This window comes from Bacillus altitudinis 41KF2b (assembly GCF_000691145.1).
GTDB lineage: Bacteria > Bacillota > Bacilli > Bacillales > Bacillaceae > Bacillus > Bacillus altitudinis.
The window spans coordinates 32,257-57,057 of the sequence record NZ_ASJC01000009.1 but is presented as its reverse complement, the minus strand read 5'-3'; the positions used below and the strand labels follow the sequence as shown (position 1 = coordinate 57,057).

The following is a 24,801-nucleotide window of genomic DNA, read 5'->3' as shown; positions in this document are numbered from 1 at the left end:
CATTCCCCTCTTAGCTAATGAAAAACTTCCAAATTAAAAATGAAGAAATAGCAATGCCAGAAAAAATGGATAGGATCATATAACTAATGGCTACGCCTTTTTTCAATTTATTCTGCTTAATGGCAGTCACCATGATGTTATTTATAGTTATGAGATATAAAACAAGCATGACGTTTGCAAAGATGATAAATGCTTTGATTTCCATGTTGCCTCCCCAAATCTATTCGTGATCCCATACTACTTCTTCATCATCTGCCCGCATCCCTCCTATGAACAGAAGAAGAAAAAACACCTTTCCATCTCGTCAGATAGAAAGGTGTTTTGATTAAACGTTTTTCCCCGCTGCCTTCAGCGCACGGGCGCCAATGTCACGGCGATAAAATAAACCTGGCTGAATGATTTCTTCAACCGCTTCATACACTCTTGATCTTGCTGCTTCAAATGTGTCGTCAAATGCGGTCACATTTGCTACACGGCCGCCATTTGTGACGAATTGATCGTTTTCCTTTTTTGTTCCTGCGTGGAAGGTGACGACATCAGAGACCGTTGTTTGCAAAGCACCGATTGGCGTGCCTTTTGCATAGTCTTCCGGGTATCCTTCTGATGCAAGAACCACACTGACAGCGGCTGTGTCTTTCCACTGCAAATCCACATCTTTTCCATCTAGAATATCTAGGAAGACTTGGACTAGATCTGATTCAAGGCGAGGGAGCACTACTTGCGTTTCAGGGTCGCCAAAGCGTGCATTGAACTCAATGACTTTTGAGCCTTCTGGTGTTAGCATTAAGCCCGCATATAAAATGCCTGTAAACGAACGCTCTTCCTGCACCATCGCGCGAGCTGCTGGTTTGACGACGTCTTCCACCGCTTTTTGTACCACTTCATCAGAAATTTGCGGAACCGGTGAATAAGCGCCCATCCCGCCGGTGTTTGGTCCTTTGTCATCTTCAAATGCCCGTTTATGATCCTGTGCGATCACCATCGGATACACTTTTTCTCCATTGACAAAGGCCATCAGAGAAAACTCTTCACCCGTTAAAAATTCTTCAATGACAACCGATGCACTCGCATCGCCAAACTTTTCATCCTCTAAAAAGTCATGTAGGCAGTTGATTGCCTCTTCAAGCGTCATTGCAACTGTCACGCCTTTTCCTGCGGCAAGCCCATCTGCTTTAATGACAATTGGGGCACCCTTTTCTTCCACATATGCCTTCGCTTCTTCAAATGATGTAAAAGTGGCGTAAGCGGCTGTCGGGATATCATAATTTTTCATTAAGTCTTTTGCAAATTCTTTTGAGCCTTCAATGACTGCGGCTTTTGCATTCGGTCCAAATACCTTTAGACCTGCTTCTTCAAATGCATCGACGACACCTGCAATTAAAGGAACCTCTGGACCGACAATTGTTAAACCGATGTTATTGTCTTTTGCAAAACGAATTAACGCCTCATGATCTCCCTCGTCGATCGGTACAAGCTTTGCTGCGTCTGTCATTCCATCATTGCCGGGTGCGACAAATACTTGGCTGACAAGTTCGCTTTGATTCACTTTCCATGCGATGGTATGCTCTCTTCCACCTCTGCCGATAATTAATACGTTCACACTGTCATCCCCTTAATGTTTGAAATGTCTAACGCCAGTGAAGACCATGGCGATGCCGTATTCATCTGCCTTTTGAATCGATTCTTCATCACGAATAGATCCACCTGGCTGGATGATCGCTGTAACGCCTGCCTTTGCAGCAGCTTCCACTGTATCGCCCATTGGGAAAAATGCATCAGAACCTAGTGCACTGCCTTTTGCCTTTTCACCTGCTTGCTCAATCGCAATATTAGCCGAGCCAACACGGTTCATTTGACCAGCGCCGATACCTGCTGTCATTTGATCCTTCGCTAGAACGATGGCATTTGATTTCACATGTTTGACGACTTTCCAAGCGAGCTTTAAGTCTTTCCATTCGTCTTCAGTCGGCTCTCTTTTCGTTGGAATAGAGATCGTTGCTTCCTCTAAGCCGTATGTGTCGATATCCTGAACGAGTAATCCACCATGAACACTTGTGAGCTGCTTTTCTTTTTTCCCAAGATCTGCTTCTACATCTAATGTTAGTAAACGAAGGTTCTTTTTCGCTGTTAGCACATCAAGTGCTTCTTGGCTGAACGATGGTGCGATGACGATTTCTAAGAAAATCGTATGGAGCACCTCAGCCGTTTGCTTGTCTACTTCACGATTAAGCGCCACAATGCCGCCGAAAATAGATGTTTCATCTGCTTTAAATGCACGATCAAATGCTTCTGCAATCGTTTCTCCTGTCCCAACACCACATGGGTTCATATGCTTTACAGCCACAGCCGCTGGCTCCGTAAATTCACGTACAATTTGAAGAGCTGCATCTGCATCTTTAATGTTGTTGTAGGAAAGTTCTTTTCCATGTAATTGCGTTGCAGTAGCTAAAGAGCCTTTGCTTGGAAGCGCATTTTCATAGAACGTCGCCGCTTGGTGCGGGTTTTCTCCATAACGAAGAGATTGTTTTTTCTCAAATGTGACTGTGAACTGTTCTGGCTCTGTTTCGCCAACAAAGTTCGTTAAATAATCCGCAATCAGGGCATCGTAAGCAGCTGTATGACGGAATACTTTTGCTGCAAGCTCACGTTTTTTCTCTAGTGAAACGCCGCCTTCTTTGATTTGTTGAACGACAGAATCATAATCACGCGGGTCTACAATCACAGTGACGTCCTGATGGTTTTTAGAAGCAGCACGAAGCATACCCGGTCCGCCAATATCAATGTTTTCAATCGCTTCTTCATAAGTGACATCGTCTTTGGAAATGGTCTCTTTGAATGGATATAGATTCACAACGACAAGATCAATCGGCTGAATGCCGTGCTTTTCAATCTGTGCCATATGCTCCTCGTTTTCTCTCACTGCTAACAGTCCACCGTGAATGTTCGGATGAAGCGTTTTGAGTCGTCCGTCCATGATTTCTGGGAAGCCAGTCACTTCAGAAATACCAATGACATCAATTCCGTTCTCTTGAAGAAGTTTGTGTGTACCACCAGTTGAAATCACTTCAACGCCAAGTTCTGTTAGTTCTTTCACAAAAGGTACAAGATTTGTTTTATCGGAAACACTGATTAATGCGCGTTTGATCGTCATGCCTTTGTCACCTCATTAAGATAATTCTAAAAGTGATTTGATCACTTTTGGATATAGTGTGTGTTCTAATTCATGCATTCTTTTTTCAATGGATTCAAGGTCTTCCCCTTGTTCAATATGAATGGCTGCTTGATCAATAATCGGGCCGGTATCCATGCCTTCGTCGACATAATGAACCGTGATACCAGCCACTTTGACTCCTGCTTGATAGGCTTGTCCAATCGCATCGAGTCCAGGAAATGCTGGCAGTAAAGAAGGGTGGATATTCACGATTTTCCCTCTAAATGCATCAAGCAATGTCGGACCGATCAGTCGCATATACCCAGCGAGGAAAATCCATTCCACTTCATGCAGCTTCAGCTGTTCAATGATGGTTTGCTCAAAAGCGGCTTTACTCGGGAAAGCCTTCGGCGTAAAAGAAAAGGACGGAATGCCCTCTTTCTCTGCCCGCTCCAGCACCTTCGCACCCGGTTTATCACAGATCACAATGGCGGCTTTTGCCGGCCACTGTTCTTCTTTTAACGTATCAATAATGGCTTGAAAATTTGTCCCGCTTCCAGAGGCGAAGATCGCAAACTTTTTCATGAGAGGCTTCCACCACCGAAAGTGACGCCTTCTCCTTTTTGAACTCGTCCGATAAGAAAGGCTTTCTCTCCGTCTTGTTCAAGTCCACTGATCACATCCACAAGATCATCCTCTTTGACGGCTAGGACAAAGCCGATGCCCATATTAAATACATTGAACATGTCTTCTGCTTTCAATTGCCCTTTTTCTTGAATAAAGGAGAAAATAGGCGGGACCGGCCATGAGCCATTATCAATCTCAACACCAAGTCCTTCAGGTAGCATACGTGGTAAGTTCTCAATAAAGCCACCGCCTGTCACATGTGCCATACCGTCAACCTTGCCAGCTTTCACTTGTTTAAGAACAGGCTTGACATAAATCTTCGTCGGTTCCAGCAGCTCTTCTCCAAGCGGTCTTGTAAAAGGTTCATACGTTTGGTGAAGGTCTAGACCTGCGTCTTCCAGCAATACTTTTCGTACAAGAGAATAGCCATTGCTATGAATTCCGCTAGAGCTGAGTCCAATCAGCAAATGCCCTTCCTGGATGTTCTCTCCTGTGACGATTTCATCCTTTTCAACGACACCTACAGAAAATCCGGCAATATCATATTCTTCTTCTGTGTAAAGACCCGGCATTTCTGCTGTCTCTCCGCCGACAAGCGCTGAACCAGACTGCTCGCATCCGTCAGCTACACCTTTGACGATGGATTCAATTTTCAAAGGATCTGCTTTTCCAACTGCTAAGTAATCTAAGAAAAAGAGCGGCTCTGCCCCTTGTGCAAGTACATCGTTCACACACATAGCAACAGCATCTACACCGATCGTATCGTGTTGATCCATTAAAAAAGCGAGTTTTAATTTCGTACCAACACCATCTGTTCCTGAGACAAGAACGGGCTTTTTGTATGGCAGTTCAGATAAATCAAACATACCGCCAAATCCGCCTAGAGCCCCCATGACACCTGCTCTTTTTGTACGTTCTACGTGTGTTTTCATTCGTTTAACGGCTTCGTATCCTGCTTCGATGTCGACACCGGCGTTTTTATATGCTTCTGACATCCCATTCACTCCTTTTATCTGCTTGTCTTTCATGTATTTTCGGCAGAATGAAAGAGCAGCATATCAAATCACGTTGACTGCTGCTCCATTATTCGATTATTTCGTCAGGACTGTTTCCTTCACATGAGGAAGGACAGTATCTTCATAAATTTCGGTCGGGTATTTTCCAGTAAAGCATGCTAAACACTGACCGCGCTGCGGATCATCATACTTTCTGCCAATCCCGTCCATTAAACCGTCTACAGATAAAAATGCAATGGAGTCTGCACCGATTTCCTGTCTAATTTCTTCCACTGAATGAGATGACGCAATCAGCTCTTCGTGTGTAGACGTATCAATTCCATAAAAACACGGATGAGCAATTGGCGGTGAACTGATGCGTACATGCACTTCCGTCGCACCCGCTTCTCTTAGCATCGTTACAATTCGGCGGCTTGTTGTTCCTCGTACGATGGAATCATCCACCATGACGACACGTTTGCCTTCGACCACCCCGCGCACGGCAGACAGCTTCATTCGCACGCCCTGCTCACGCAATGCTTGAGAAGGCTGAATAAATGTCCGGCCGACATAACGGTTTTTAATTAAACCTAGCTCATATGGAATACCTGTTGCTTCGGCATAACCAATCGCTGCAGAAATACTGGAGTCTGGCACACCTGTCACGACATCTGCTTCGACATGTGCTTCTTCTGCAAGCTTCTTGCCAAGATTCTTTCTCGCACTATGCACGTTGATGCCATTGATATTGCTGTCCGGTCTTGAGAAATAAATGTATTCCATGCTGCACATGCTGCGGTTAATGTTCATCGAAAAGCGCTCAGATTTTAAGCCTTCATCATTAATGATCAGCATTTCGCCAGGCTCTACATCTCGTAAATAGGTAGCACCGACGACATCAAATGCACATGTTTCAGAAGCGACAACATAAGCATCCCCAAGCATACCAAGTGAAAGTGGGCGTAATCCGTTCGGATCAAGCGCTACGATCATTTCTGTTTCCGTCATGATTAAGAAAGCATAAGCTCCTTTTAACATAGACAGAGCATTTTTGATTTGATCCTTCAAATCCATATATCCGCTGCGCTTAATTAAGTGAGCAAGCACTTCGGTATCAGAAGACGTTTGAAAAATACTTCCTTGGTTCTCTAGCTGTTGCTTTAATTGCGTTGCATTGACCAAGTTTCCATTATGAGCAAGGGCAAGACTGCCATTGTTTTGCGAGCGGAAGAAGAGAGGCTGCACATTCTCAAAGCCGCCTCCACCTGCTGTCGCATACCGAACGTGTCCGATCGCACCTTTTCCCTTTAAATCCTTAAGCTCACCGTTTTGGAACACTTCCGTAATCAGTCCAAGGCCTTTGTGTGACGTCAGGTTTTCACCGTCTGTTGCAATAATTCCCGCACCTTCTTGTCCTCGGTGCTGAAGGCTATGCAATCCGTAATAGGTGATTTGCGGGGCTTCTTCGTGTCCCCAAACCCCAAAGACGCCACATTCTTCGTTTAAGCCTCTGATTTCAGCAAGCATGGGATCGCTCCTTTCCATGCGCGTTCAAGCTCGTTGACTGCCGCATGAATCCATTGTTGTCCTTCTTGATTTTTGACAGTGAATACACCATCATTTGTGACCGTTCCGACTTCTTTTGCATCTTGCACAGCCGCAGCAAACGCTTCGCGATTTTCTGGTTTCACTGTGACGACAAAACGTGACTGTGATTCACTGAATAGTGATGCTGCGCTGTTTAGATCGATCTGGATATCAGCGCCAAGACCATCTGTTCCAAATGTACTTTCAGCTAGTGCTACACCAAGACCGCCTTCAGACACATCATGTGCTGACTGAACAAGTCCGTTTTGAATCGCTGCTAAAAGGGCTTCTTGACGCGCCAGTTCTACATCCAAATCAATTTCTGGTGCTTTTCCGTAGATACGGCCTTCTGTCATTTTTTGAAGCTCACTGCCTGCAAATTCTTCCTTCGTTTCACCAATGACGAAAATCACATCGCCTGCCTGTTGGAACGATTGAGTCGTAATATGAGCTGTATCTTCAATCAAACCAACCATGCCAATAACTGGCGTTGGGTAAATGGCTGTTCCATTTGACTCGTTATATAAAGAGACGTTACCGCCGATGACCGGTGTACTTAATGTACGGCAAGCTTCGCTAATGCCGTCAGCAGACTTTTCAATCTGCCAGAAGATTTCTGGTTTCTCCGGGTTACCGAAGTTCAAGTTATCTGTTACTGCAAGCGGACGAGCGCCTGAGCAGACAATGTTACGTGCGGCTTCTGCGACGGCGATTTTCCCGCCGACCTCTGGATCAAGGTAAAGATAACGTGCATTACAATCTGTTGTCATCGCAAGAGCTTTTTTCGTCCCACGGATTCTAAGCACGCCCGCATCAGAGCCAGGTGCAACGACAGTGTTTGTACGAACCATATAGTCGTATTGATCGTAAACCCATTCTTTACTCGCAATCGTTGGCTGTTTTAACAGCTGTTTCAACGTATCTGCTGCATCTGTGATCGCTGGAGCTTCCACTTTTGTTTCTAAAAACTCACGATAGTATGCAGGCTCACTTGACGGCTTGTGATAAACCGGTGCTTCTTCTGCAAGTGCATCAACTGGAAGCTCACACACTACTTCTCCTTGATGGAGTAAACGAAGCATTTTATCGTCTGTCACATGACCGACTGAGACTGCTTCAAGATCGTATTTTTCAAAAATATCAATGATTTCTTGCTCACGGCCTTTTTCAATGACCAACAGCATTCTCTCTTGGGATTCAGACAGCATCATTTCATACGCTGACATGCCTGTTTCACGCTGAGGGATCAGGTCTAGGTTCATTTCGATACCTGAACCGGCTTTACTTGCCATCTCTGCACTTGAGCTAGTTAAGCCAGCCGCTCCCATATCTTGAATGCCCACAAGCGCATCATTTTTGATGACTTCAAGGCATGCTTCAAGCAAAAGCTTTTCCATGAACGGATCGCCGACTTGAACCGCTGAACGTTTTTCTTCTGATTCATCAGAAAATTCTTCAGACGCAAATGTTGCACCGTGAATCCCGTCACGTCCCGTTTTAGCACCAACGTACATGACCGTATTGCCAACACCTTTTGCCTGCCCTTTCTTGATGTCTTCATGGTTGATTAACCCTACACACATCGCGTTAACGAGCGGGTTGCCTTCATAGCTTTGATCAAAATGAACTTCTCCGCCGACTGTTGGAATACCGATACAGTTTCCATAGCCTGCAATCCCTGCCACTACTTCTTCAAACAAGTACTTCACGCGCGGTGAAGTCAGTTCACCAAAACGAAGAGAGTTTAATACCGCAATTGGACGAGCACCCATGGAGAATACATCACGGATGATTCCGCCGACACCTGTTGCCGCTCCTTGATACGGTTCAATTGCAGATGGATGGTTATGTGATTCGATTTTAAATACAACCGCTTGGTTGTCTCCAATATCAACGATTCCAGCGCCTTCCCCAGGACCTTGCAGAACATGCTCTCCTTTTGTCGGGAATTTGCTTAAAACAGGCTTTGAGTTTTTATAACTACAATGCTCTGACCACATGACAGAAAAGATACCCGTTTCTGTGTAGTTTGGCAGCCTGCCAATAATGGATTCGATTAAAGCGAATTCTTCATCACTCAATCCCATTTGCTGATACAATTTCTCTTCTTTAATTTGCTTGTGACTTGGTTCAAGCAGTAGTGACATGAGTGTCCCTCCAATTTTTCACGATAGATTGAAACAATTTAAGTCCGTCTGCGCTGCCTAGTAATGAGTCAACCGCGCGCTCAGGGTGCGGCATCATGCCGAGTACATTGCCCTGTTCATTCGTTACACCTGCAATTCGATTGACACTGCCGTTAATATCGTCACCGTAAGTGAAAGCGATTTGGCCTCGTTCAATCAGCTTCGCTAACGTGTCTTCGTCACAGTAGAAGTTGCCTTCACCGTGTGCTACAGGAATCGTAATCGATTCACCTTTTTGATAACCGCTTGTAAATTGCGTTTCGTTGTTCTCTACAATGAGTTCAACTGGACGACAGATAAATTTTAGATCTTTATTCCGTCTCATTGCACCTGGCAAAATGCCAAGCTCCTGAAGAATTTGGAACCCGTTACAAACACCAAGAACAGGTTTTCCTTCCGCAGCTGCTTTTTTCACAGCCGGCATGATGTTAGAAAAACGAGCAATCGCACCGCATCTTAAGTAATCCCCATAAGAGAAACCGCCTGGTACGAGTACACCGTCAAAACCATCAAGACTCGTTTCGTCGTGCCATACATATTCAACTTGTTCACCTAACTCATCTTGAATCGCATGGTACATATCGATATCACAGTTAGAGCCAGGCAAGACGATCACTGCAAACTTCACTGTGCGACAACCTCCTCCACCTCATAGCGGTAATCTTCAATCACCGTGTTGGCAAGCAATTTTTCACACATTTCTTTGACCACTGTATCTAAGTCACGATCTGATTTCTCAATGACTAGCTCCATATATTTCCCGATACGGACATCCTTTACTTCCTGATAAGACATGCTGTGCAAAGCGTGCTGCACGGCACTTCCTTGTGGATCAAGAACGCTCTCTTTTAAGCTGACAAAAATTTTCACTTTATACATGTTTATGGCCTCCAAGTCTTTTGAAAATTTCTTCGTATGCATTTGTTAAGCCGCCCAGGTTTCGTCTGAACACGTCTTTATCAAGCTTTTCGTTTGTGTCTTTGTCCCAAAGCCTGCACGTATCAGGTGAAATCTCATCAGCTAGCAAAATACGATTCTCGTGATCTATTCCGAATTCAAGCTTGAAATCAATTAAATTCACATGGCAATCTGAGAAGATTTGCTTCAATTCTTCATTCACTTGTCTTGTGATTTGTTTCATTTCCTCCACCTGTTCAGGTGTCGCTGCATGTAAAATGCGAATATGATCTTCTGTAATGAGCGGATCGCCGAGTGCATCATCTTTGTAGTAAAACTCGATCAAAGGTGTGTCCAGTTTCGTTCCCTCTGGAATCCCAAGACGTTTTGACATACTGCCTGCCACCACGTTTCGCACAACGACTTCAAGCGGTACGATGTCTACCTTTTGAATGAGCTGTTCTGTTTCAGATAGGCGTTTCACAAAGTGATTGTTGATCCCTTTCTCATGTAGCATTTGAAAAATCAAGCTAGAAATTTCATTATTCAGTCTGCCTTTGCCTTCAATTTCCGCTTTCTTTTCACCGTTAAATGCTGTAGCTGAGTCTTTATATTCAACATATAAAATATGCTCGTCATCGGTCTGATAGATTCTTTTCGCTTTGCCTTCGTAGAGAAGTTCTTGTTTCACAGTCATTCAGATTGGCCTCCTAATTTGAATGTTGGCAATTTTCAGGATTAGGCGCCTGACTAGCAGGCGGCCCATTTCTTACGCAAGACCTAGACGTTCGAAAATCATATCGACATTTTTCAAGTGATAGTTGTAATCGAAGCAGTCAGCGATTTGTTCAGGTGTTAAGCGTGAGGTGATTTTCTCTTCTGCTTCTACTAATGAACGGAATGGTACTTGTTTTTCCCAAGCTTCCATCGCCTTTGGCTGAACCGTGTCATATGCTTCTTCACGTGCCATACCTGTATCAATAAGTGCAAGAAGAACGCGCTGAGAGTAGATCAAGCCAAGTGTGCGGTCCATGTTGCGTTTCATATTCTCAGGGAAGACCGTCAAGTTCTTCACAATATTAGAGAAACGGTTCAGCATATAGTTCAGTGCAATCGTTGCATCTGGTAAAATGATGCGTTCAGCAGATGAATGAGAAATATCACGCTCATGCCAAAGTGGTACATTTTCATAAGCAGTCAGCATATAACCACGGATGACGCGGGCAATTCCCGTCATATTTTCAGAACCGATTGGGTTTCGTTTATGCGGCATCGCTGATGATCCCTTTTGTCCTTTTGCAAAGAATTCTTCTACTTCACGTGTTTCACTCTTTTGAAGACCACGAATTTCAACAGCAAATTTCTCAATGCTTGTTGCCACTAAAGCAAGGGTTGCCATGTAATCTGCATGACGATCACGCTGCAAGGTTTGGGTTGAAATTGGTGCAGCTTTGATGCCAAGTTTCTCACATACATATTGCTCAACAAACGGGTCGATGTTCGCATATGTGCCAACAGCTCCAGAGATTTTACCGTATTCAATGCCGGCTTTTGCTTGTTTAAAACGTTCTAAGTTACGCTTCATTTCTTCGTACCAAAGACCAAGCTTCAGGCCAAATGTTGTCGGTTCAGCGTGTACACCATGTGTACGACCCATCATGACGGTATATTTGTGCTCTTTTGCTTTTTCTTTTAGTATGTCAACAAATCTCTCAATGTCCTTGAGCAAAATATCGTTCGCCTGTTTTAATAGATATGAAAGCGCCGTATCCACTACGTCTGTAGATGTTAACCCGTAATGAACCCACTTTCTTTCTTCTCCTAGAGATTCAGATACAGCACGCGTAAAGGCAACCACGTCGTGGCGCGTGTCTTGTTCAATCTCCAAAATACGTCCAATATCAAAGCTTGCATTCTTGCGCATTGTCACAACGTCTTCTTTCGGAATGATGCCAAGTTCTGCCCAAGCTTCACAAGCGAGAATTTCTACTTCAAGCCATGCATTAAATTTGTTTTCCTCTGTCCAGATTGCTGACATTTCTGGTCGTGCGTAACGTTCGATCATTTCCCGTTTCCTCCATCTCTTTCAGTCCATATCTTTGTGATGTTTGCCATCCATTCATCATCAAGCTGTTTCATAAATGTCATATGCCCCATTTTGCGGCCGGCTTTTACTTCATGTTTGCCATATAGATAAAGCTTCGCTTCCTTTAAAAGCTCAGGATGTTCTTTTGGGATGTCCACTTCATCGCCCAGCAAATTCACCATCATACCCTCCGATAAAAGAGCTGTTCCGCCAAGCGGCAAACCGCATATGGCGCGAATGTGCTGTTCAAACTGACTCGTCTCACATAAATCCAATGTGTAATGTCCAGAGTTATGCGGGCGCGGTGCTAGTTCATTGACGAGCAGCTTTCCTTCATTTGTCAGGAACAGTTCAACAGCAAGCGTACCGACCAGCCCTAGCTTTTCAGCAAGCGTTGTTGCCAGCTCTTTTGCTTTCTCCTGAATGCTGCCATCTACCCGTGCAGGCACGATGCTTTGGAATAAAATATTGTGCTTATGAATGTTCTCAGCGACTGGGAATGTCGCAATTTCTCCATGAACAGACCGCGTCACAATCACGGACAGTTCCATTTGGAAAGGAACCCAGCTTTCTAAAATACATGTCCCATGAGTGAGAAGTGCAACAGCTTCATGAAGCTGATCCTTCTCTTTAATGACGTACTGCCCTTTACCGTCGTAACCACCTCTGCATGTTTTCAGCACAGCTGGCAAACCAAGCGCATTTACTGCGTCTTCCAGCTCCTTCTCATCATGAACGATGCGATAAGGGGCGACTTCACAGCCTGCATCTACAATCCCTTTTTTCTCCGTTTCACGGTTTTGGGTTAAAAGAAGGAGTTCGCTTCCTTGCGGTAAATACGCCTCTTCCTTCAGTTGATTGAGTGCATCATAATCAATGTTTTCAAATTCATATGTGACCACATCACTGATGTCCGCCAGCTGCCTGATCGCTTTAAGGTCACTGTATGCGGCTGTGATTTCTGTATCAGCAACCTGTCCACAAGGAGAAAGTGTGACAGGGTCAAGGACTGCTGCCCGGTAGCCCATTTGCTTTGCACTGACGGCCATGTATCTACCAAGCTGTCCGCCGCCAATGATACCGATGGTTGCGTTTGGAAAAATGGTCTGCTTAGCCAAGCTGATCACTGCTTTCTAATACAGTTTGTTTTGTTTGCTCTCTTCTTTCTTCAAGGCGTGCTGCAACGGCTTCATCAAATGCTGAAATCATTTGTGCAGCTAAAAGGCCTGCATTTGTTGCACCAGCTTTGCCGATTGCCACTGTGGCAACAGGTACACCGCCTGGCATTTGAACGATGGATAATAAGGAATCTAGCCCGTTTAATGCTTTTGATTGTACGGGCACACCAATGACCGGCAGTGTCGTTTTTGCTGCGACCATCCCCGGTAAATGTGCTGCGCCTCCAGCACCGGCAATAATGACCTTGAGTCCTTTACCTCTTGCTTCAGTCGCATATTCAAACATCAAATCAGGTGTCCGATGTGCAGATACAACCTGTTTTTCATACGGAATGTTTAATTCCTCTAAGATATCGCACGCATGTTTCATTGTTTCCCAATCAGATGTACTTCCCATGATGACACCTACAAGCGGCTTCATTTTGTCCCCACCTTTAAGCTATTATTCGATTTTGTACCGTTTGACACGCTTCCCAAACCTAAGTAGCTTGTCAAACGCCGAACAAAAAGGCCCGGTTTGTATTGCATTGTTAGGAAGCAACACAAACCGGGCCATGGTAAGCGCTGTTCGCTTTTAAAACGCCATGTCAGTTTTGTTCACTATCCTGCATAGTCCAGTCATTTACGGTAACTGGGTAGAAACTTATGGGCCATATTCCCAAGATTATATGAGGCTCGTGTTTTGATTTCATGTTTATCTTAACAACGGATGTTCATGATGTCAACGGATTTATCGAACAATCTATGAAGTCGTCGTTTTAATGTTCGGATTTAGAGTATTTTTCCCTCAAATACGATTTTTTTCCCAATCGGAATGATCTGAATCGACCCATTTTCCTTCTTTTCCTGAAAGATGGGCTCCTCCATTCGTCGGACAGGTGAGTAGCCTTCCTCTGCCATCTGGGACAACACTTGTTCAATCGTCATGTTGTCTTCCACGTAGAATTTCTTTTTCTTTGGTTTTGCGGTCATTCTTTAATTCTCCTTTTCTTCACAGCCTTCACCCAGAAGCCGCCATGAATCGTTTTGGGCTCATACGAAATGATAAACGCCTTTGAATCAAGCGTTTTAATCGTTTCATATAATTGCAGTTCATATTTTCTCGGTGTTAAAATTTGCATCGCTGACCGGTCTCCTTCAAGACCTCCTACTACCCAGTTGGTGACGCCATATCCTTTTTCTCTCAATTGTTTTGGGAGATCTAGATCGATTTCTTTTGTAATCACGTTCACAGTAATGTAGCCAAGTGCCAGCTTCTCTTCAATTTTCATCCCGACAATGATTCCAATTCCATAACCTAGCGCATACGCAATGACATTTTGTACTTGATCTAAGTTATCTAATACGATACTCAAACCAATGACATAAATCAGCATCTCGACAGTACCAGCAAAAGCGGCTGCATACCTTCTGCCTTTCATTGTTAAAATTAAACGCATAGTGGAAAAAGAGACATAGACAATGTTAATCACTAAAATAATCAAAACCATGGTGAACGCATTGGATAAAAGTTGTTGAAGCACGATTCGAACCCCCTGCACTAAAAATCAAATAAAGCACCCCATATTCTACTAGAGAACAAACCTTGATACAATCAAATTTGCGCGAGAAAAACACATATATCTTTCGACAACAAGGGGTGGTCTTTGTTACCAAGAGTTTACCCGTTTTTTCCTCTTCTCAACATGAAAAACCTCCTTTTTCAAAAGGAGGCTTTAGATGGTTGATAAAGGGCTAAAATATACTTTATTTTAACCCTTTGTCTTCTTTTCAGCGTGATAGAAAACCTTTGAATTTTAAAAAGACCGAGTACACGCTGAAACGTGTTTTATCCAAACCGAACTGGAACAAGTGATGGGATCAAATACTCTCCGACAATGCCCCATAAAAGGGCAATGATGACGAGCTCAATCAACAAAAAGACCCAGCCGGCATACATCAAGTCTCCCCGCACAGCTTCTTGATCTGATTGAACGGAGCGGAAGAGCACAATGGCAATCAGCTGAAGACCGAAAAACATCATGACGGATAAAATCACCGTTACATATGGAATATTCAGCATGGCAAATACAAGCCAAAGGATAGATAAAACCAAAACCGGCACAAGCACAGCACCGAACTTCATGATCACTTCTTTCAGCGATATGTTTCCTTTCAGCATGTACTTACCGAGCACCCAAACCGTCAGCATCATCAGTGTCAACAAAATGAGTGTAAAGACCGCTACCTTTAAAAAGGCGTCACCAAAAGAATAATGAATACCAAAACCTAATAAACGGGTCTTTGACGCCTTTAATTGAACGTAGTTGCCTAAAGCAAAAAACACACTGAATAACACAATTGAAATCCAGGCGTACTTCATGCGTAAAGTGTCCGCTTGATGGATCGCACGACTCGGTGATTTTAACATCGCAAACCCATATGAGCCATAGCGCTTAAACGCACCGCCTACACCTCTTGCGATGCGCTGAATGGCTGAACCCTCTTCATCAGCTGGCTTAGCCGTTCTTCCTCGTTTTGCAGCACTGCGGCTGAGGCGGGACTGCCTCGTTTCTTGATCTATTGATGGCTCTTCGTTTTCGTTTTTTGTTTCGGATGTGACCTGCTCTTGATCTTTCTCTAACATCCCATATCAACTCCTATCTCAGACAATCCGCACAGGCTCAGGTGACCTGTCCGGATGACTCCTATTAAAGTAGCGGAGTCTCTCTATTCAGTCAAGATTCCTTGACGTTCATACGAATAGACGGATAAAAGAATGAAGAGGTTTTAAATGGAGAGAAAATAAGACAAAACAAAAAAGCTGATGAGTGGATCAGCTTTTCATCATCTTTCATCACTTTTCATGAACGATAGCGCGCCTGCTTTGCTTTCTGAATCCGAAGATTCTCTTGGTGTGCGGGGAAACGAGTCTTTTCTGTCGTATCGACTTGTGTAATTTGTCCATTATGAATGGTGATCACCACCGACCCGTATTCAATCCCTTTTAAGGCAGATAAAATAAAATTCAGCTTTTGTTCATCCATTGCTCATCCCCCATCCCACTAATTTTGCTTGCGCTCTTTTAAATAGAGAACCTCATTTTCCAGCTCATGAATCGTATAATGCATGAGCGCTTCATGTTTTTCTTCATGCCCCCATAATAGGAGCTGCTCAATCAATACCTGCTTTTTCCGCTCAATCACCTGCCTAAGCCAGCGTGACAAGTCATCCCCTCCCGTTATGATGAATGCAAGAAAAAAGGCACTCTGAACCCTTCTATAGAAAAAAGGAAATCAAAGCGCCTTTGGTGATCCAATCAGCGAATTATGTCTTTTTATCATAAACATATAATTCCTATAAGTCAACTGTGTTTTTGAAATTTCCCTACAAAAAACAGCAGCCTCCATGAGCTGCTGTTTCAGACAAACGATTAATGATTTAAGAAAGCAAAATATAGAATAAAGATGACAAACAGTCCGTACATAATTGGATGCACTTCTTTTGCTTTTCCTTTAAAAATCATGGTGATCGGGTAGAAAATGAAACCAATTGCAATCCCTGTCGCAATACTATATGTGAGTGGCATCATAATCATGGTTAAGAAAGCCGGTACCGCAATTTCAAAACGATCCCATGCGATCTTCGCAAGAGGTGCTACCATCAGTGCACCGACAATGATTAAAGCAGGTGCTGTTACATTCGGTGTCACGACAGATAAAAGCGGCGAGAAGAACATCGCAAGTAAGAAGAAAATACCTGTCACGACAGCTGCAAAACCAGAGCGAGCACCCGCAGCAACACCTGAACTTGATTCAACATAAGACGTCGTCGTTGATGTACCAAGAACAGAACCGACGACGATAGAAGAAGAATCCGCCAGAAGCGCTTTTCCTGCACGCGGCAGCTCATTATTTTTCATTAAACCAGCCTGCGTTGCCACAGCCACGAGTGTACCAGCTGTATCAAAGAATCCAACGAATAGGAACGTTAAAATAACCACAAGCATTTGAATGGAGAAGATGTCTGGCAAGTGAATCAAGGCTTGACCAAAAGTTGGAGACAAGCTTGGAATGCTGTCTACAATTTGAGATGGAACTGGCACAAGACCAAGGATCATCCCAGCAATGGCTGTCACAAGCATCCCAATGAAGACACCTGCATTCACTCGAAGAACCATTAAAATGACAGTCACAACGATTCCAAATACCGTCAACAATACAGGACCACTATGAATGTTTCCAATCGAAACGAGCGTATTATCGTTATTGGCAATAATACCAGAGCCTTGAAGACCCACAAATGTAATGAACAAACCAATCCCTGCACCAACCGCCAGCTTCAGCTCAGATGGAATGGCATTAATGATTTTTTCACGAAAACCTGTTAAAGAAAGAGCAACGAAAATCAATCCTGACACAAACACACCGGAAAGTGCTGCCTGCCAGGAGATTCCCATACCAAGAACAACTGAGAAAGCGAAGAACGCATTCAGTCCCATACCTGGTGCAATTGCAATCGGGTACCTGGCGATCAATCCCATCAGGAAACAACCTGCCGCAGAAGCTAACGCTGTAGCTGTAAAGACAGCCCCCTGATCAATTCGTAATTTATCTGGAAAATCCGGTACTGCTACTAAAGCAAGTGTGATCGGATTGACAAACAAGATGTAAGCCATCGACAAAAATGTCGTTAAACCGCCGATGATCTCTCTGCGATAATTCGTACCTAACTCATCAAACTGAAAAAACTGTTTCAAAGCCAACTGACTCCCTTCATGTCCTTTTGCTTTAGTCTGCCCCATTCACAAGTCAAATAAAAAACGCCCCAACAGTTTTTGGGACGCTTGACTACAATGTGAATTCAGACCGTGACATCAAACAAGAACAATGCATGATTTATATCAAACGAGTGTGAATTGACGTAGTCAAGCCATTTACGGTAGCTTGGTAGAAACTTGCGGGCCATATCCCCGCCATTATACGACTTCTATCTATTTGATTTCTGTGTCTATTGTACCAACTTCATTTTTAAAACACAATACAAAAAGCGAACATTTTTCAAAGAAATGTCCGCTTCATTCGTCTTATTACACGAATTTGGAAAATCACATCTAGTTCTTTATACACCCATCACTGAATTCTGGCAAAAACCGTTTCTGCTACATCGAAAAATGCCTTCACAGCAGGAGAAGCTTGCGCGAGCGATGGACAGGCAAGCGCCACCTCACGATGATGCGATACATTCAGATGACTGATCTGCACAAGTTGCTGCGTTTTTAGGAATAACTCAGGACCTATCGTCACACCAAGTCCTTCCCCAACCATGCGGGCAATGGTCGTACAATCATGCACTTCAAATAAAATAGACGGCTTGATTTGCGCCTCTGCAAAAATATCCTCTACATGGGACTGATACATGCCAGTTGGCATAATAAATGGTTCATCTGCTAATTCTTCCATGTCTACAATTGGCTGCTGCTTAAAACGATGATTTTCGTGATAGGCGACCACCATTTTATCTTTCATAAGTGGCAATAGATCAAACGCTTCATCCGCTTTACCTTTTACAACAAACCCAACATCAATAATGCCAGAATCGAGCCACTCCAATATTTCTTCATATGTCCCCTCATAGAATTTAAATTCAATCTTTGGATGCTTTTTCTGATAGCTCACAAGTAGCTTTGGCAATAAACAAGCGGATGCACTGGCAAAAGTTCCAATCCGAATCAAGCCAGATTCAATATTTTTGGTGAGCGCAATTTCCTGCTGAATTTTCTCTACTCGATTTAGCACTTCTCTTATATGCGGAAGAAGGGTTTCACCGGTATCTGTCAGCGTGATGCCCTTTTTTCGGTCACGCACGAATAAAGACACGCCCCACTCCGTCTCTAAACTTGCCACCGCATGACTCACGGCAGACTGTGTCATATTTAATGCTTCAGCTGCAGCAGTAAAACTGCCTAGCTCGACCACCTTAGCCATTGTCTCGAATCGAACAAAGCTCATGAGTATTCACTCATCCCTTTCATGAAAAACATCAATTTTACTTATGTTAGCACGGAATTTAAAATGAATACAACGTTTCAACATAAAGGAAGGGTTCAAAATGAAAAGTACATCTTATCCATTGCTCATATTTCTTTTAGCCGTCGGTTCTTTCGTCACAGGCACTTCAGAATTCGTCGTATCAGGCATACTGGACATCATTTCTGACGATCTGCGCATCTCCATCCCGGTTGCGGGACAGCTCATCACCATCTATTCTCTTTTTTATGCGGTGGGTGCCCTCTTTTTAGTCATGGCCACATCGAAATTGAATCGAAAAAAGGTTCTTTTATCGGCGATTTCCATGTTTATAGCAGGGAATGTGCTCGCCTTTTTTAGCCATCACTTTATGCTGCTCATGCTCTCGCGAGTCATCATGGCCATGAGTGGCGGCTTATATATTGTGCTCGCAACAAATTACGCAGCGCAGCTCGCCCCGCCAGAAAAAAAGGGGAGTGCGATGGCAACGGTGATCACTGGATTTACAGTTTCACTAGTACTCGGTGTACCGATTGGAACATTTTTAGCAGGATATGTAGATTGGCATGCCATTTTTCTCATCATTGCAATAGGGACCGCTTGTCTCTTGTTTCTTCTGTATCGATTATTACCGCCTATGGCGGGACATTCCCATGTGCCATTTAAGCAGCAAATTCAAATTCTTCAAGACCGTAGGGTGTTAAGCGGATTAGCCACGACTGCCTTTTGGATTTTAGGGTACACGATGGTATTTGCTTACATTTCGCCATTATTGCGGCAAACATCCGGATTTACGCTTGAACTGACAAGCATTGCCTTGCTTGTCTTAGGCATCTCCGCTTTTATTGGCTCGCGCTTTGGTGGATACGCTGTCGATCAATGGGGACCAAACCGAACCATTTCAATCAGCATCACGGTTCAGATGCTCATGCTCTTTGCATTATCCTTTACACAATTTTCGGTAGTTGGCGTCTTCATCACGCTCGCCATTTGGGGCACCGCCACATGGACAACAACACCAGCGAAGCAATTTTATCTCATCTCCCTAAAACCCGAAACATCTGAAACCGTGCTGAGCTTTAATACAGCGATTATGAATATCGGCATGATGCTCGGATCATCAATGGGCGGTCTAATTATTCAATATACAAATGTAACGAATTTAAGTTGGATTGGCGGGCTAGCCAGTTTTGTTGCGTTGATGTTGATTCGGTACTCGTTCAATCGCAATCGGCGGATGCATCAACAGATAAAAAGCGAACATGTGTAATCATGTTCGCTCATTTATTTATCGATTAGCTTTTGATGTTTCTTTTTTGACTGGAATGGTTACGGGTATATCTTCCTGTGGTGCCAATCGGTTCAGATCTGACAAATTAAGATACAGCCCATAATCCTTAATTGAAAATGTGTCTAACTTCTTCACATCAAATTCAAAGGTAGATTGCATAGAGGCTGTCTTGAAATTGGTCACCTTCGCATCGTTTCTCTCCAAGTAATATCCGTTTTCATCAAGTACTTCAGGGTCTGACCACGATTTAAGCTTTTTAACATCACCTAATCCTATCCACTCACCTACATTCTCCATAAAATCCTCATCTAATTCTTTCTGATCTACTCCAGTAAATTGATAATAAACTGTCACAGAATGCCCCTTTTGCTCTATTTTATTGATTTTGATCCCTATTCCATGATGCTTTGTTTTGAACTGAACAGGTAGCTTTGTCTGAAGAGGAATGATTTTGCTTTCTTCTTGTTCGTCTGTCACACCCGTGTAAAATGTTAATTCAGTTGCCTCTGGATCAATCGACTGATCTAAAATGGTCAAATGATTTTTTCTAGTTTTGTCAGAAGTCAGTTGTTTTTCTCCTAAAACTGTTCCAATTTCGAGCTGATAATCATTTCCTAGATTATCCTTCATTCTATCTATACTAACTATATCGTCTTTAGCAAAACCATTGTAATCAATGGTATATTGAATAACAGAGCTTTTCACTCCATTTTCTACCTTTACATTTCTTAAGTGATAACGTCCATTTAAAATAGACACGTCTTTTTGTCCAGCTAATAAAGTGGTTTTTTGCTTGACCACTGGTACCTTGAAGCGCCAATTCCCTACAATATCTCCAATTTTCGAAATGACAAGTGGCACTTGTTGACCTCGTTTGATCGTTTGACCATTTGTATAGACTGTCACCTGCCCTACATAACGGCCGTCTTTTATTTTTTTCAATTCATGATTGTAGGAGCTCGATTGGGAAGCTTGATTTACTGGATCTAAGTCGACTATGAAAGGGACAACATCTTTTTTTGTATTCAAACGATTCACAGTAAACGTATAAACAAGCCGCCCGGCATCATAATACACACTGTTCACTTTCACAGTAACCCCTCTTGATTCAGCTCCCTCATTGACATGCTTCACCAACTCACTCTGAAAAAGAGACATTCCTACTTTATCATGAAACATCATATATAACTGTCCAACCAATGGCACTCGAGCCATCGCTGTATTAAGAGAAGGAAAAAGGAAACCTGATGAAAAATAAAGAACGATTAGTACGATGGCAGAATATATTGGCGTTCTCCAATTCCATGTGAACCACCGTCTTTTCTTTTCCGCTTTCACATCTCCTATTGCTTGACGAATTGCAGAGGTCAATTCAACTTTTGGTACATCAATCTCTTCATAAAGCTTTTTCATTTCTTTTCGTTCCATCGACACTCTCCTCCTTCTCCAACGTTTGCTTTAATAACTTTCTTGCTCGATACAAATGAGTTTTGACCGTTCCTTCGGGCACACCCATCTGTTCAGAAATCATTGAAATCGAATAATCTTGAAAATAAAATAACTGAATCACGAGCTGATATTGCTCATCTAAAACATCTAGTGCGTTTTTTAAATCGAGCTTGTCTTCCAAAAAATCATGACGCTCAACGCTCTCATGATGCTGTTCAAACGGAACAATGTCTTGCTGCTTTTTCTTCATCTCAAAAATTGTATGAATCAAAATCCGCGTCAGCCATGTAGAAAAATAGGCTGGTTCTTTTAAGCCCGATAGATGCTTAAATGCTTTAATGACCGTCTCCTGAACAGCATCTAACGAATCCTCCTTATTTCTTGTGTAGAGAAAAGCCGTTTTATATAAACGCTCTTGATACATCAGCATTAATGTCTCAAATGCCGGGACATTCCCTTTTTGTGCTTTTTTAATTAGACGCACTTGCTTCATCTCATCCACACCTCCTACACCTGTTAGAGCACACTTTCTCACAAACGGTTTCAACAAACGGAAATTTCTTTTACTTAGCATATGTCGGACAAAAATAGAGAAAGTGAAGAATAGGCCGCAAAGATCGTATTGAACTTTTGATATAATGGAAGAAATATCTACAAAAAGGAGGATATTGATTGTTTCTATTTGAAGAACCTGCTTGTGCTAGCTGCCAAAAGAAGATAGAAGGTAACGAAGAAGTGTACGTTAAGCTGGTCTATCCAAAGAGAAAAGGAATGACAGAGGTGAAGGCTTGGCTGAGGAATGAAGGGGTTTTTTATTGTAAGGCATGTACAGAACAAAAGACATCATAAGGGGGATAAATGCATGAACAAAATTACTTTTCCACAATCATTTCCAACGATACATACCGAAAGACTGATCTTAAAACAAGCAACGATCACAGATGCTGAGGATATGCACATCTATTTATCCAATGAAACCGTGTGCCGCTATATGGGCATTGATGCACATGAAACCATCGAAGACACAAAAGGAGAAATCAAGTGGTATGACAATATCTTCAAAGAACAAACAGGCATCCGCTGGGGCATTTCTTTAAAAAACAACCCCACCATCATCGGCAGCTGCGGATTTCTTAACTTGGAAAAACAGCACTACCGCACCGAAATTGGCTATGAATTACACCATGATCATTGGAGAAAAGGCATCATGAAGGAAGCGATTACTGCGGTATTGCGATATGGATTTCAGGAGATGAACCTGAACCGGATTGAAGCGATCATTGATCCAGCAAATACGTCTTCTGTTCAATTATTGGAGAAAATTAATTTTGTACGAGAGGGTTTATTGAGGGAGTATGATCTTGGTCAGAATGGGTTTGATGATGTGTATATGTATGCGATTTTGAAGAGGGATTACGAGAAAAAAAGACTCTTACATTTCTAAATTAAAAATTAACGAACCTAAACAAGTTATTGTTTTCCTTCAAAAGAAATTTATGTTAAAATTATATTGCTAGTACTATTGTCATTTATTAGAGTGCTAGGTATGTTGTATAACAATGTCAAGAGATATTACTGTGAAAGCTGAAACTTGTATACCGTATGCTAATCTTAAGATCAGCATACTAGATAAGTAGCAAGCCAAAGTCATATCTATCATCATAGAACACTTCACCACCAGAACTTGTCTTCTTGTTATATTATACATTATTTGTATTTGTGAGTATTAAACTCACCCCGCCATACCATATAATATGCCGCGTGGTATAGTAGAGCCTAAGGATAGCGGCGCTTTAGGCAGAGTGCAAGTCAGAAGAAATATAGTAGCGGGACTAAGTCTGTACTTGCTCCAACAATAAAAAAAGGGATGTGAGTTTTAAATGGTATATAAATATCCATCTAAACCTTACTTGCATTTTGATAAAATTGCGTCTTTTAATAAAAAGGTAGAAAACTACGTCCTTGGTTTTAAACAAAACCCATCACATAGTTTTCTACCTTTAATTTTTAGTGAGTTAACCTTTGAGAAATTTAGCGATATTAATGATGGAACCACTATGAAGAGAAACGGTCAATTAATACCTATTAAAGTTAAAAAACGACCGATTATGTATGCTGCTCATATTGATAACTTTATATACAAACATTACAGTTTAGAGTTAAATGACTTTTATAATAGCTATGCTAAAGTTCAACAAATTGATGAATCTGTTACTGCCTATAGAAACAACAAAAAAAGACAAAACAATATACATTTCGCAGCTGAAGTAATTAACTTCATTGCAAAGAATCCAAATTGCTATATATACATAGGAGATTACCAAAATTTTTTCGACACTTTAGATCATAAATTACTTAAAGAAATGATTAACTTGATTTACGGAAGTGAAATGCCAATTCATCAATATAAAATCTTCAAGAGTCTCACTAAATATTCATACATTAATAAAAAAGATATCAATATAAGAGTAGGCGAAGATAAAGAAATATTTAGAACTAATCAAACCTGTTATTTCACTTCATTTAAAGAGTTTAGAAGGTTCAAAAATGAGAGAAGTTTAATTACAAATGATAACAGCAAAGTCCTAAAAGTAAATACGGATACCAAAGGTATTCCTCAAGGAACTGCTATGAGTGCTATTTACTCTAATATATATATGATAAAGATCGATGAATATATTACTAATTTATTAGCTAGCACAGGAGGTTTATATAGGAGATATTCTGATGATTTCATCTTGGTTTTTACTAATATAAATGAAGAAAAATTTTACACTATTAAAAATCAAATAGAGAATCAAATCAAAAAAAACAAATTATTAATTCATCCCCAGAAAACGCAAACCTTAATATTTGATGGGAGAAAAATTTTCGATATTAAATCTCAAAGACTTTCTAAAATTGATTATCTAGGATTCATTTTTAATGGTAATGAAGTTAGAATAAGAGAAAAAAGCATTTATAAATACTATAGAACTGTTTATAAGTTAATAAAGAAAGGTGAAATTGTTTCAAGAAAAAAGGGCTTTACTAAAGATCGAATACGCTTAACTTATAAAAGAAAATTATATCAACATTATCATCAGTTAGGAGAAAGAACTGACATAAAATATAACTATAAGAAAAGAGAATTCGGAACATTTATCACATACGCAAATAAGTGCAATAAAATATTTAATGAGATTTCGCCGCTTACTACAAATTTAATGAAAGAACAAATTAAAAACCACCGAAAGAAAATCAACAAAAAAATCCAGAAGTCTTTAAATACTCTAATGGATTAATGTTAATAGATTCATTACCTAAAAAAAGTATCCTTAACTTTTCACCTAAAGCAGTTCACACA

General features: G+C 41.9%; 26 protein-coding genes and 2 riboswitches. Of the genes, 4 read left to right on the top strand and 22 right to left on the bottom strand.

Annotation, left to right across the window (positions count from 1 at the left end; translation table 11 throughout):
- Positions 1-10 precede the first annotated feature (10 nt).
- From BA79_RS14625 to BA79_RS14535, 20 genes are all read right to left on the bottom strand, one after another.
- Positions 11-205 carry a hypothetical protein gene (locus BA79_RS14625; protein WP_035703540.1) on the bottom strand — a complete coding sequence of 65 codons (195 nt, stop codon included), beginning with the start codon at positions 203-205 and terminating at the stop codon, positions 11-13.
- 120 nt (positions 206-325) lie between these two features.
- Positions 326-1,600, bottom strand: coding sequence for a phosphoribosylamine--glycine ligase (gene purD / locus BA79_RS14620; protein WP_019743755.1), 1,275 nt, complete (start codon positions 1,598-1,600; stop codon positions 326-328).
- A gap of 12 nt (positions 1,601-1,612) precedes the next feature.
- A complete protein-coding gene (gene purH, locus BA79_RS14615) occupies positions 1,613-3,151 on the bottom strand; it encodes a bifunctional phosphoribosylaminoimidazolecarboxamide formyltransferase/IMP cyclohydrolase (protein ID WP_035703537.1) in 1,539 nt (512 codons plus the stop codon).
- Between the two features lie 15 nt (positions 3,152-3,166).
- Positions 3,167-3,736: a phosphoribosylglycinamide formyltransferase gene (gene purN / locus BA79_RS14610; protein WP_008344288.1), complete on the bottom strand. Its 570-nt coding sequence runs from the start codon at positions 3,734-3,736 to the stop codon at positions 3,167-3,169.
- Positions 3,733-4,773 (bottom strand): phosphoribosylformylglycinamidine cyclo-ligase, encoded by a 1,041-nt coding sequence (gene purM, locus BA79_RS14605; RefSeq protein WP_035703535.1) that lies wholly within the window; start codon positions 4,771-4,773, stop codon positions 3,733-3,735. Before purM ends, purN begins: the two co-directional genes overlap by 4 nt.
- A gap of 96 nt (positions 4,774-4,869) precedes the next feature.
- Positions 4,870-6,300: an amidophosphoribosyltransferase gene (gene purF / locus BA79_RS14600; protein ID WP_008344290.1), complete on the bottom strand. Its 1,431-nt coding sequence runs from the start codon at positions 6,298-6,300 to the stop codon at positions 4,870-4,872.
- Positions 6,276-8,507 carry a phosphoribosylformylglycinamidine synthase subunit PurL gene (gene purL / locus BA79_RS14595; RefSeq protein WP_008344291.1) on the bottom strand — a complete coding sequence of 744 codons (2,232 nt, stop codon included), beginning with the start codon at positions 8,505-8,507 and terminating at the stop codon, positions 6,276-6,278. The genes purF and purL overlap by 25 nt, the downstream gene beginning before the upstream one ends.
- Positions 8,491-9,174: a phosphoribosylformylglycinamidine synthase subunit PurQ gene (gene purQ, locus BA79_RS14590; protein WP_008344292.1), complete on the bottom strand. Its 684-nt coding sequence runs from the start codon at positions 9,172-9,174 to the stop codon at positions 8,491-8,493. Before purQ ends, purL begins: the two co-directional genes overlap by 17 nt.
- Positions 9,171-9,425 carry a phosphoribosylformylglycinamidine synthase subunit PurS gene (purS, locus tag BA79_RS14585; RefSeq protein WP_003214349.1) on the bottom strand — a complete coding sequence of 85 codons (255 nt, stop codon included), beginning with the start codon at positions 9,423-9,425 and terminating at the stop codon, positions 9,171-9,173. Before purS ends, purQ begins: the two co-directional genes overlap by 4 nt.
- Positions 9,418-10,140, bottom strand: a complete 723-nt coding sequence (purC, locus tag BA79_RS14580; RefSeq protein ID WP_007496901.1) for a phosphoribosylaminoimidazolesuccinocarboxamide synthase — start codon at positions 10,138-10,140, stop codon at positions 9,418-9,420. The genes purS and purC overlap by 8 nt, the downstream gene beginning before the upstream one ends.
- Before the next feature lie 72 nt (positions 10,141-10,212).
- Complete coding sequence (gene purB / locus BA79_RS14575; RefSeq protein ID WP_035703533.1) at positions 10,213-11,508, bottom strand: adenylosuccinate lyase; 1,296 nt, start codon at positions 11,506-11,508, stop codon at positions 10,213-10,215.
- Positions 11,505-12,647 (bottom strand): 5-(carboxyamino)imidazole ribonucleotide synthase, encoded by a 1,143-nt coding sequence (gene purK / locus BA79_RS14570; RefSeq protein WP_035703531.1) that lies wholly within the window; start codon positions 12,645-12,647, stop codon positions 11,505-11,507. The genes purB and purK overlap by 4 nt, the downstream gene beginning before the upstream one ends.
- Complete coding sequence (gene purE / locus BA79_RS14565; RefSeq protein ID WP_017359824.1) at positions 12,640-13,128, bottom strand: 5-(carboxyamino)imidazole ribonucleotide mutase; 489 nt, start codon at positions 13,126-13,128, stop codon at positions 12,640-12,642. Before purE ends, purK begins: the two co-directional genes overlap by 8 nt.
- A gap of 169 nt (positions 13,129-13,297) precedes the next feature.
- A riboswitch (purine riboswitch) is annotated at positions 13,298-13,399 on the bottom strand.
- Between the two features lie 79 nt (positions 13,400-13,478).
- Complete coding sequence (locus tag BA79_RS14560) at positions 13,479-13,679, bottom strand: NETI motif-containing protein (protein WP_017359825.1); 201 nt, start codon at positions 13,677-13,679, stop codon at positions 13,479-13,481.
- A complete protein-coding gene (locus tag BA79_RS14555; RefSeq protein WP_008344300.1) occupies positions 13,676-14,230 on the bottom strand; it encodes a DUF2179 domain-containing protein in 555 nt (184 codons plus the stop codon). The genes BA79_RS14560 and BA79_RS14555 overlap by 4 nt, the downstream gene beginning before the upstream one ends.
- Before the next feature lie 305 nt (positions 14,231-14,535).
- Positions 14,536-15,333: a hypothetical protein gene (locus BA79_RS14550; RefSeq protein ID WP_035703528.1), complete on the bottom strand. Its 798-nt coding sequence runs from the start codon at positions 15,331-15,333 to the stop codon at positions 14,536-14,538.
- 217 nt (positions 15,334-15,550) lie between these two features.
- Complete coding sequence (locus tag BA79_RS14545; RefSeq protein WP_025206857.1) at positions 15,551-15,733, bottom strand: YezD family protein; 183 nt, start codon at positions 15,731-15,733, stop codon at positions 15,551-15,553.
- Between the two features lie 18 nt (positions 15,734-15,751).
- Positions 15,752-15,913 carry a hypothetical protein gene (locus tag BA79_RS19620; protein WP_008344307.1) on the bottom strand — a complete coding sequence of 54 codons (162 nt, stop codon included), beginning with the start codon at positions 15,911-15,913 and terminating at the stop codon, positions 15,752-15,754.
- Positions 15,914-16,119: 206 nt separating this feature from the next.
- Entirely contained in the window at positions 16,120-17,445 is a 1,326-nt protein-coding gene (locus tag BA79_RS14540) for an NCS2 family permease (RefSeq protein WP_035703624.1), read from the bottom strand.
- A 145-nt stretch (positions 17,446-17,590) separates the two neighbouring features.
- A riboswitch (purine riboswitch) is annotated at positions 17,591-17,692 on the bottom strand.
- A 126-nt stretch (positions 17,693-17,818) separates the two neighbouring features.
- Positions 17,819-18,697, bottom strand: coding sequence for a LysR family transcriptional regulator (locus BA79_RS14535; protein WP_035703525.1), 879 nt, complete (start codon positions 18,695-18,697; stop codon positions 17,819-17,821).
- Positions 18,698-18,797: 100 nt separating this feature from the next.
- Here BA79_RS14535 and BA79_RS14530 point away from each other — a divergent pair, with 100 nt between their 5' ends.
- Positions 18,798-19,985: an MFS transporter gene (locus tag BA79_RS14530; protein ID WP_035703522.1), complete on the top strand. Its 1,188-nt coding sequence runs from the start codon at positions 18,798-18,800 to the stop codon at positions 19,983-19,985.
- Between the two features lie 18 nt (positions 19,986-20,003).
- On the opposite strand, the gene BA79_RS14525 is transcribed toward BA79_RS14530, so the two are convergent.
- Entirely contained in the window at positions 20,004-21,434 is a 1,431-nt protein-coding gene (locus tag BA79_RS14525; RefSeq protein ID WP_017359829.1) for a DUF4179 domain-containing protein, read from the bottom strand.
- On the bottom strand, positions 21,403-21,948 hold the full coding sequence (locus tag BA79_RS14520) for a sigma-70 family RNA polymerase sigma factor (RefSeq protein WP_017359830.1): 546 nt from the start codon (positions 21,946-21,948) through the stop codon (positions 21,403-21,405). The genes BA79_RS14525 and BA79_RS14520 overlap by 32 nt, the downstream gene beginning before the upstream one ends.
- A 179-nt stretch (positions 21,949-22,127) precedes the next feature.
- Between BA79_RS14520 and BA79_RS14515 the strand changes: the two genes are divergently transcribed.
- From BA79_RS14515 to BA79_RS14505, 3 genes are all read left to right on the top strand, one after another.
- Entirely contained in the window at positions 22,128-22,304 is a 177-nt protein-coding gene (locus tag BA79_RS14515; RefSeq protein WP_019743763.1) for a hypothetical protein, read from the top strand.
- A gap of 13 nt (positions 22,305-22,317) precedes the next feature.
- A complete protein-coding gene (locus BA79_RS14510) occupies positions 22,318-22,899 on the top strand; it encodes a GNAT family N-acetyltransferase (RefSeq protein ID WP_035703520.1) in 582 nt (193 codons plus the stop codon).
- A gap of 436 nt (positions 22,900-23,335) precedes the next feature.
- Positions 23,336-24,739, top strand: a complete 1,404-nt coding sequence (locus BA79_RS14505) for a reverse transcriptase domain-containing protein (RefSeq protein WP_035703517.1) — start codon at positions 23,336-23,338, stop codon at positions 24,737-24,739.
- The last annotated feature ends 62 nt before the right edge of the window (positions 24,740-24,801 follow it).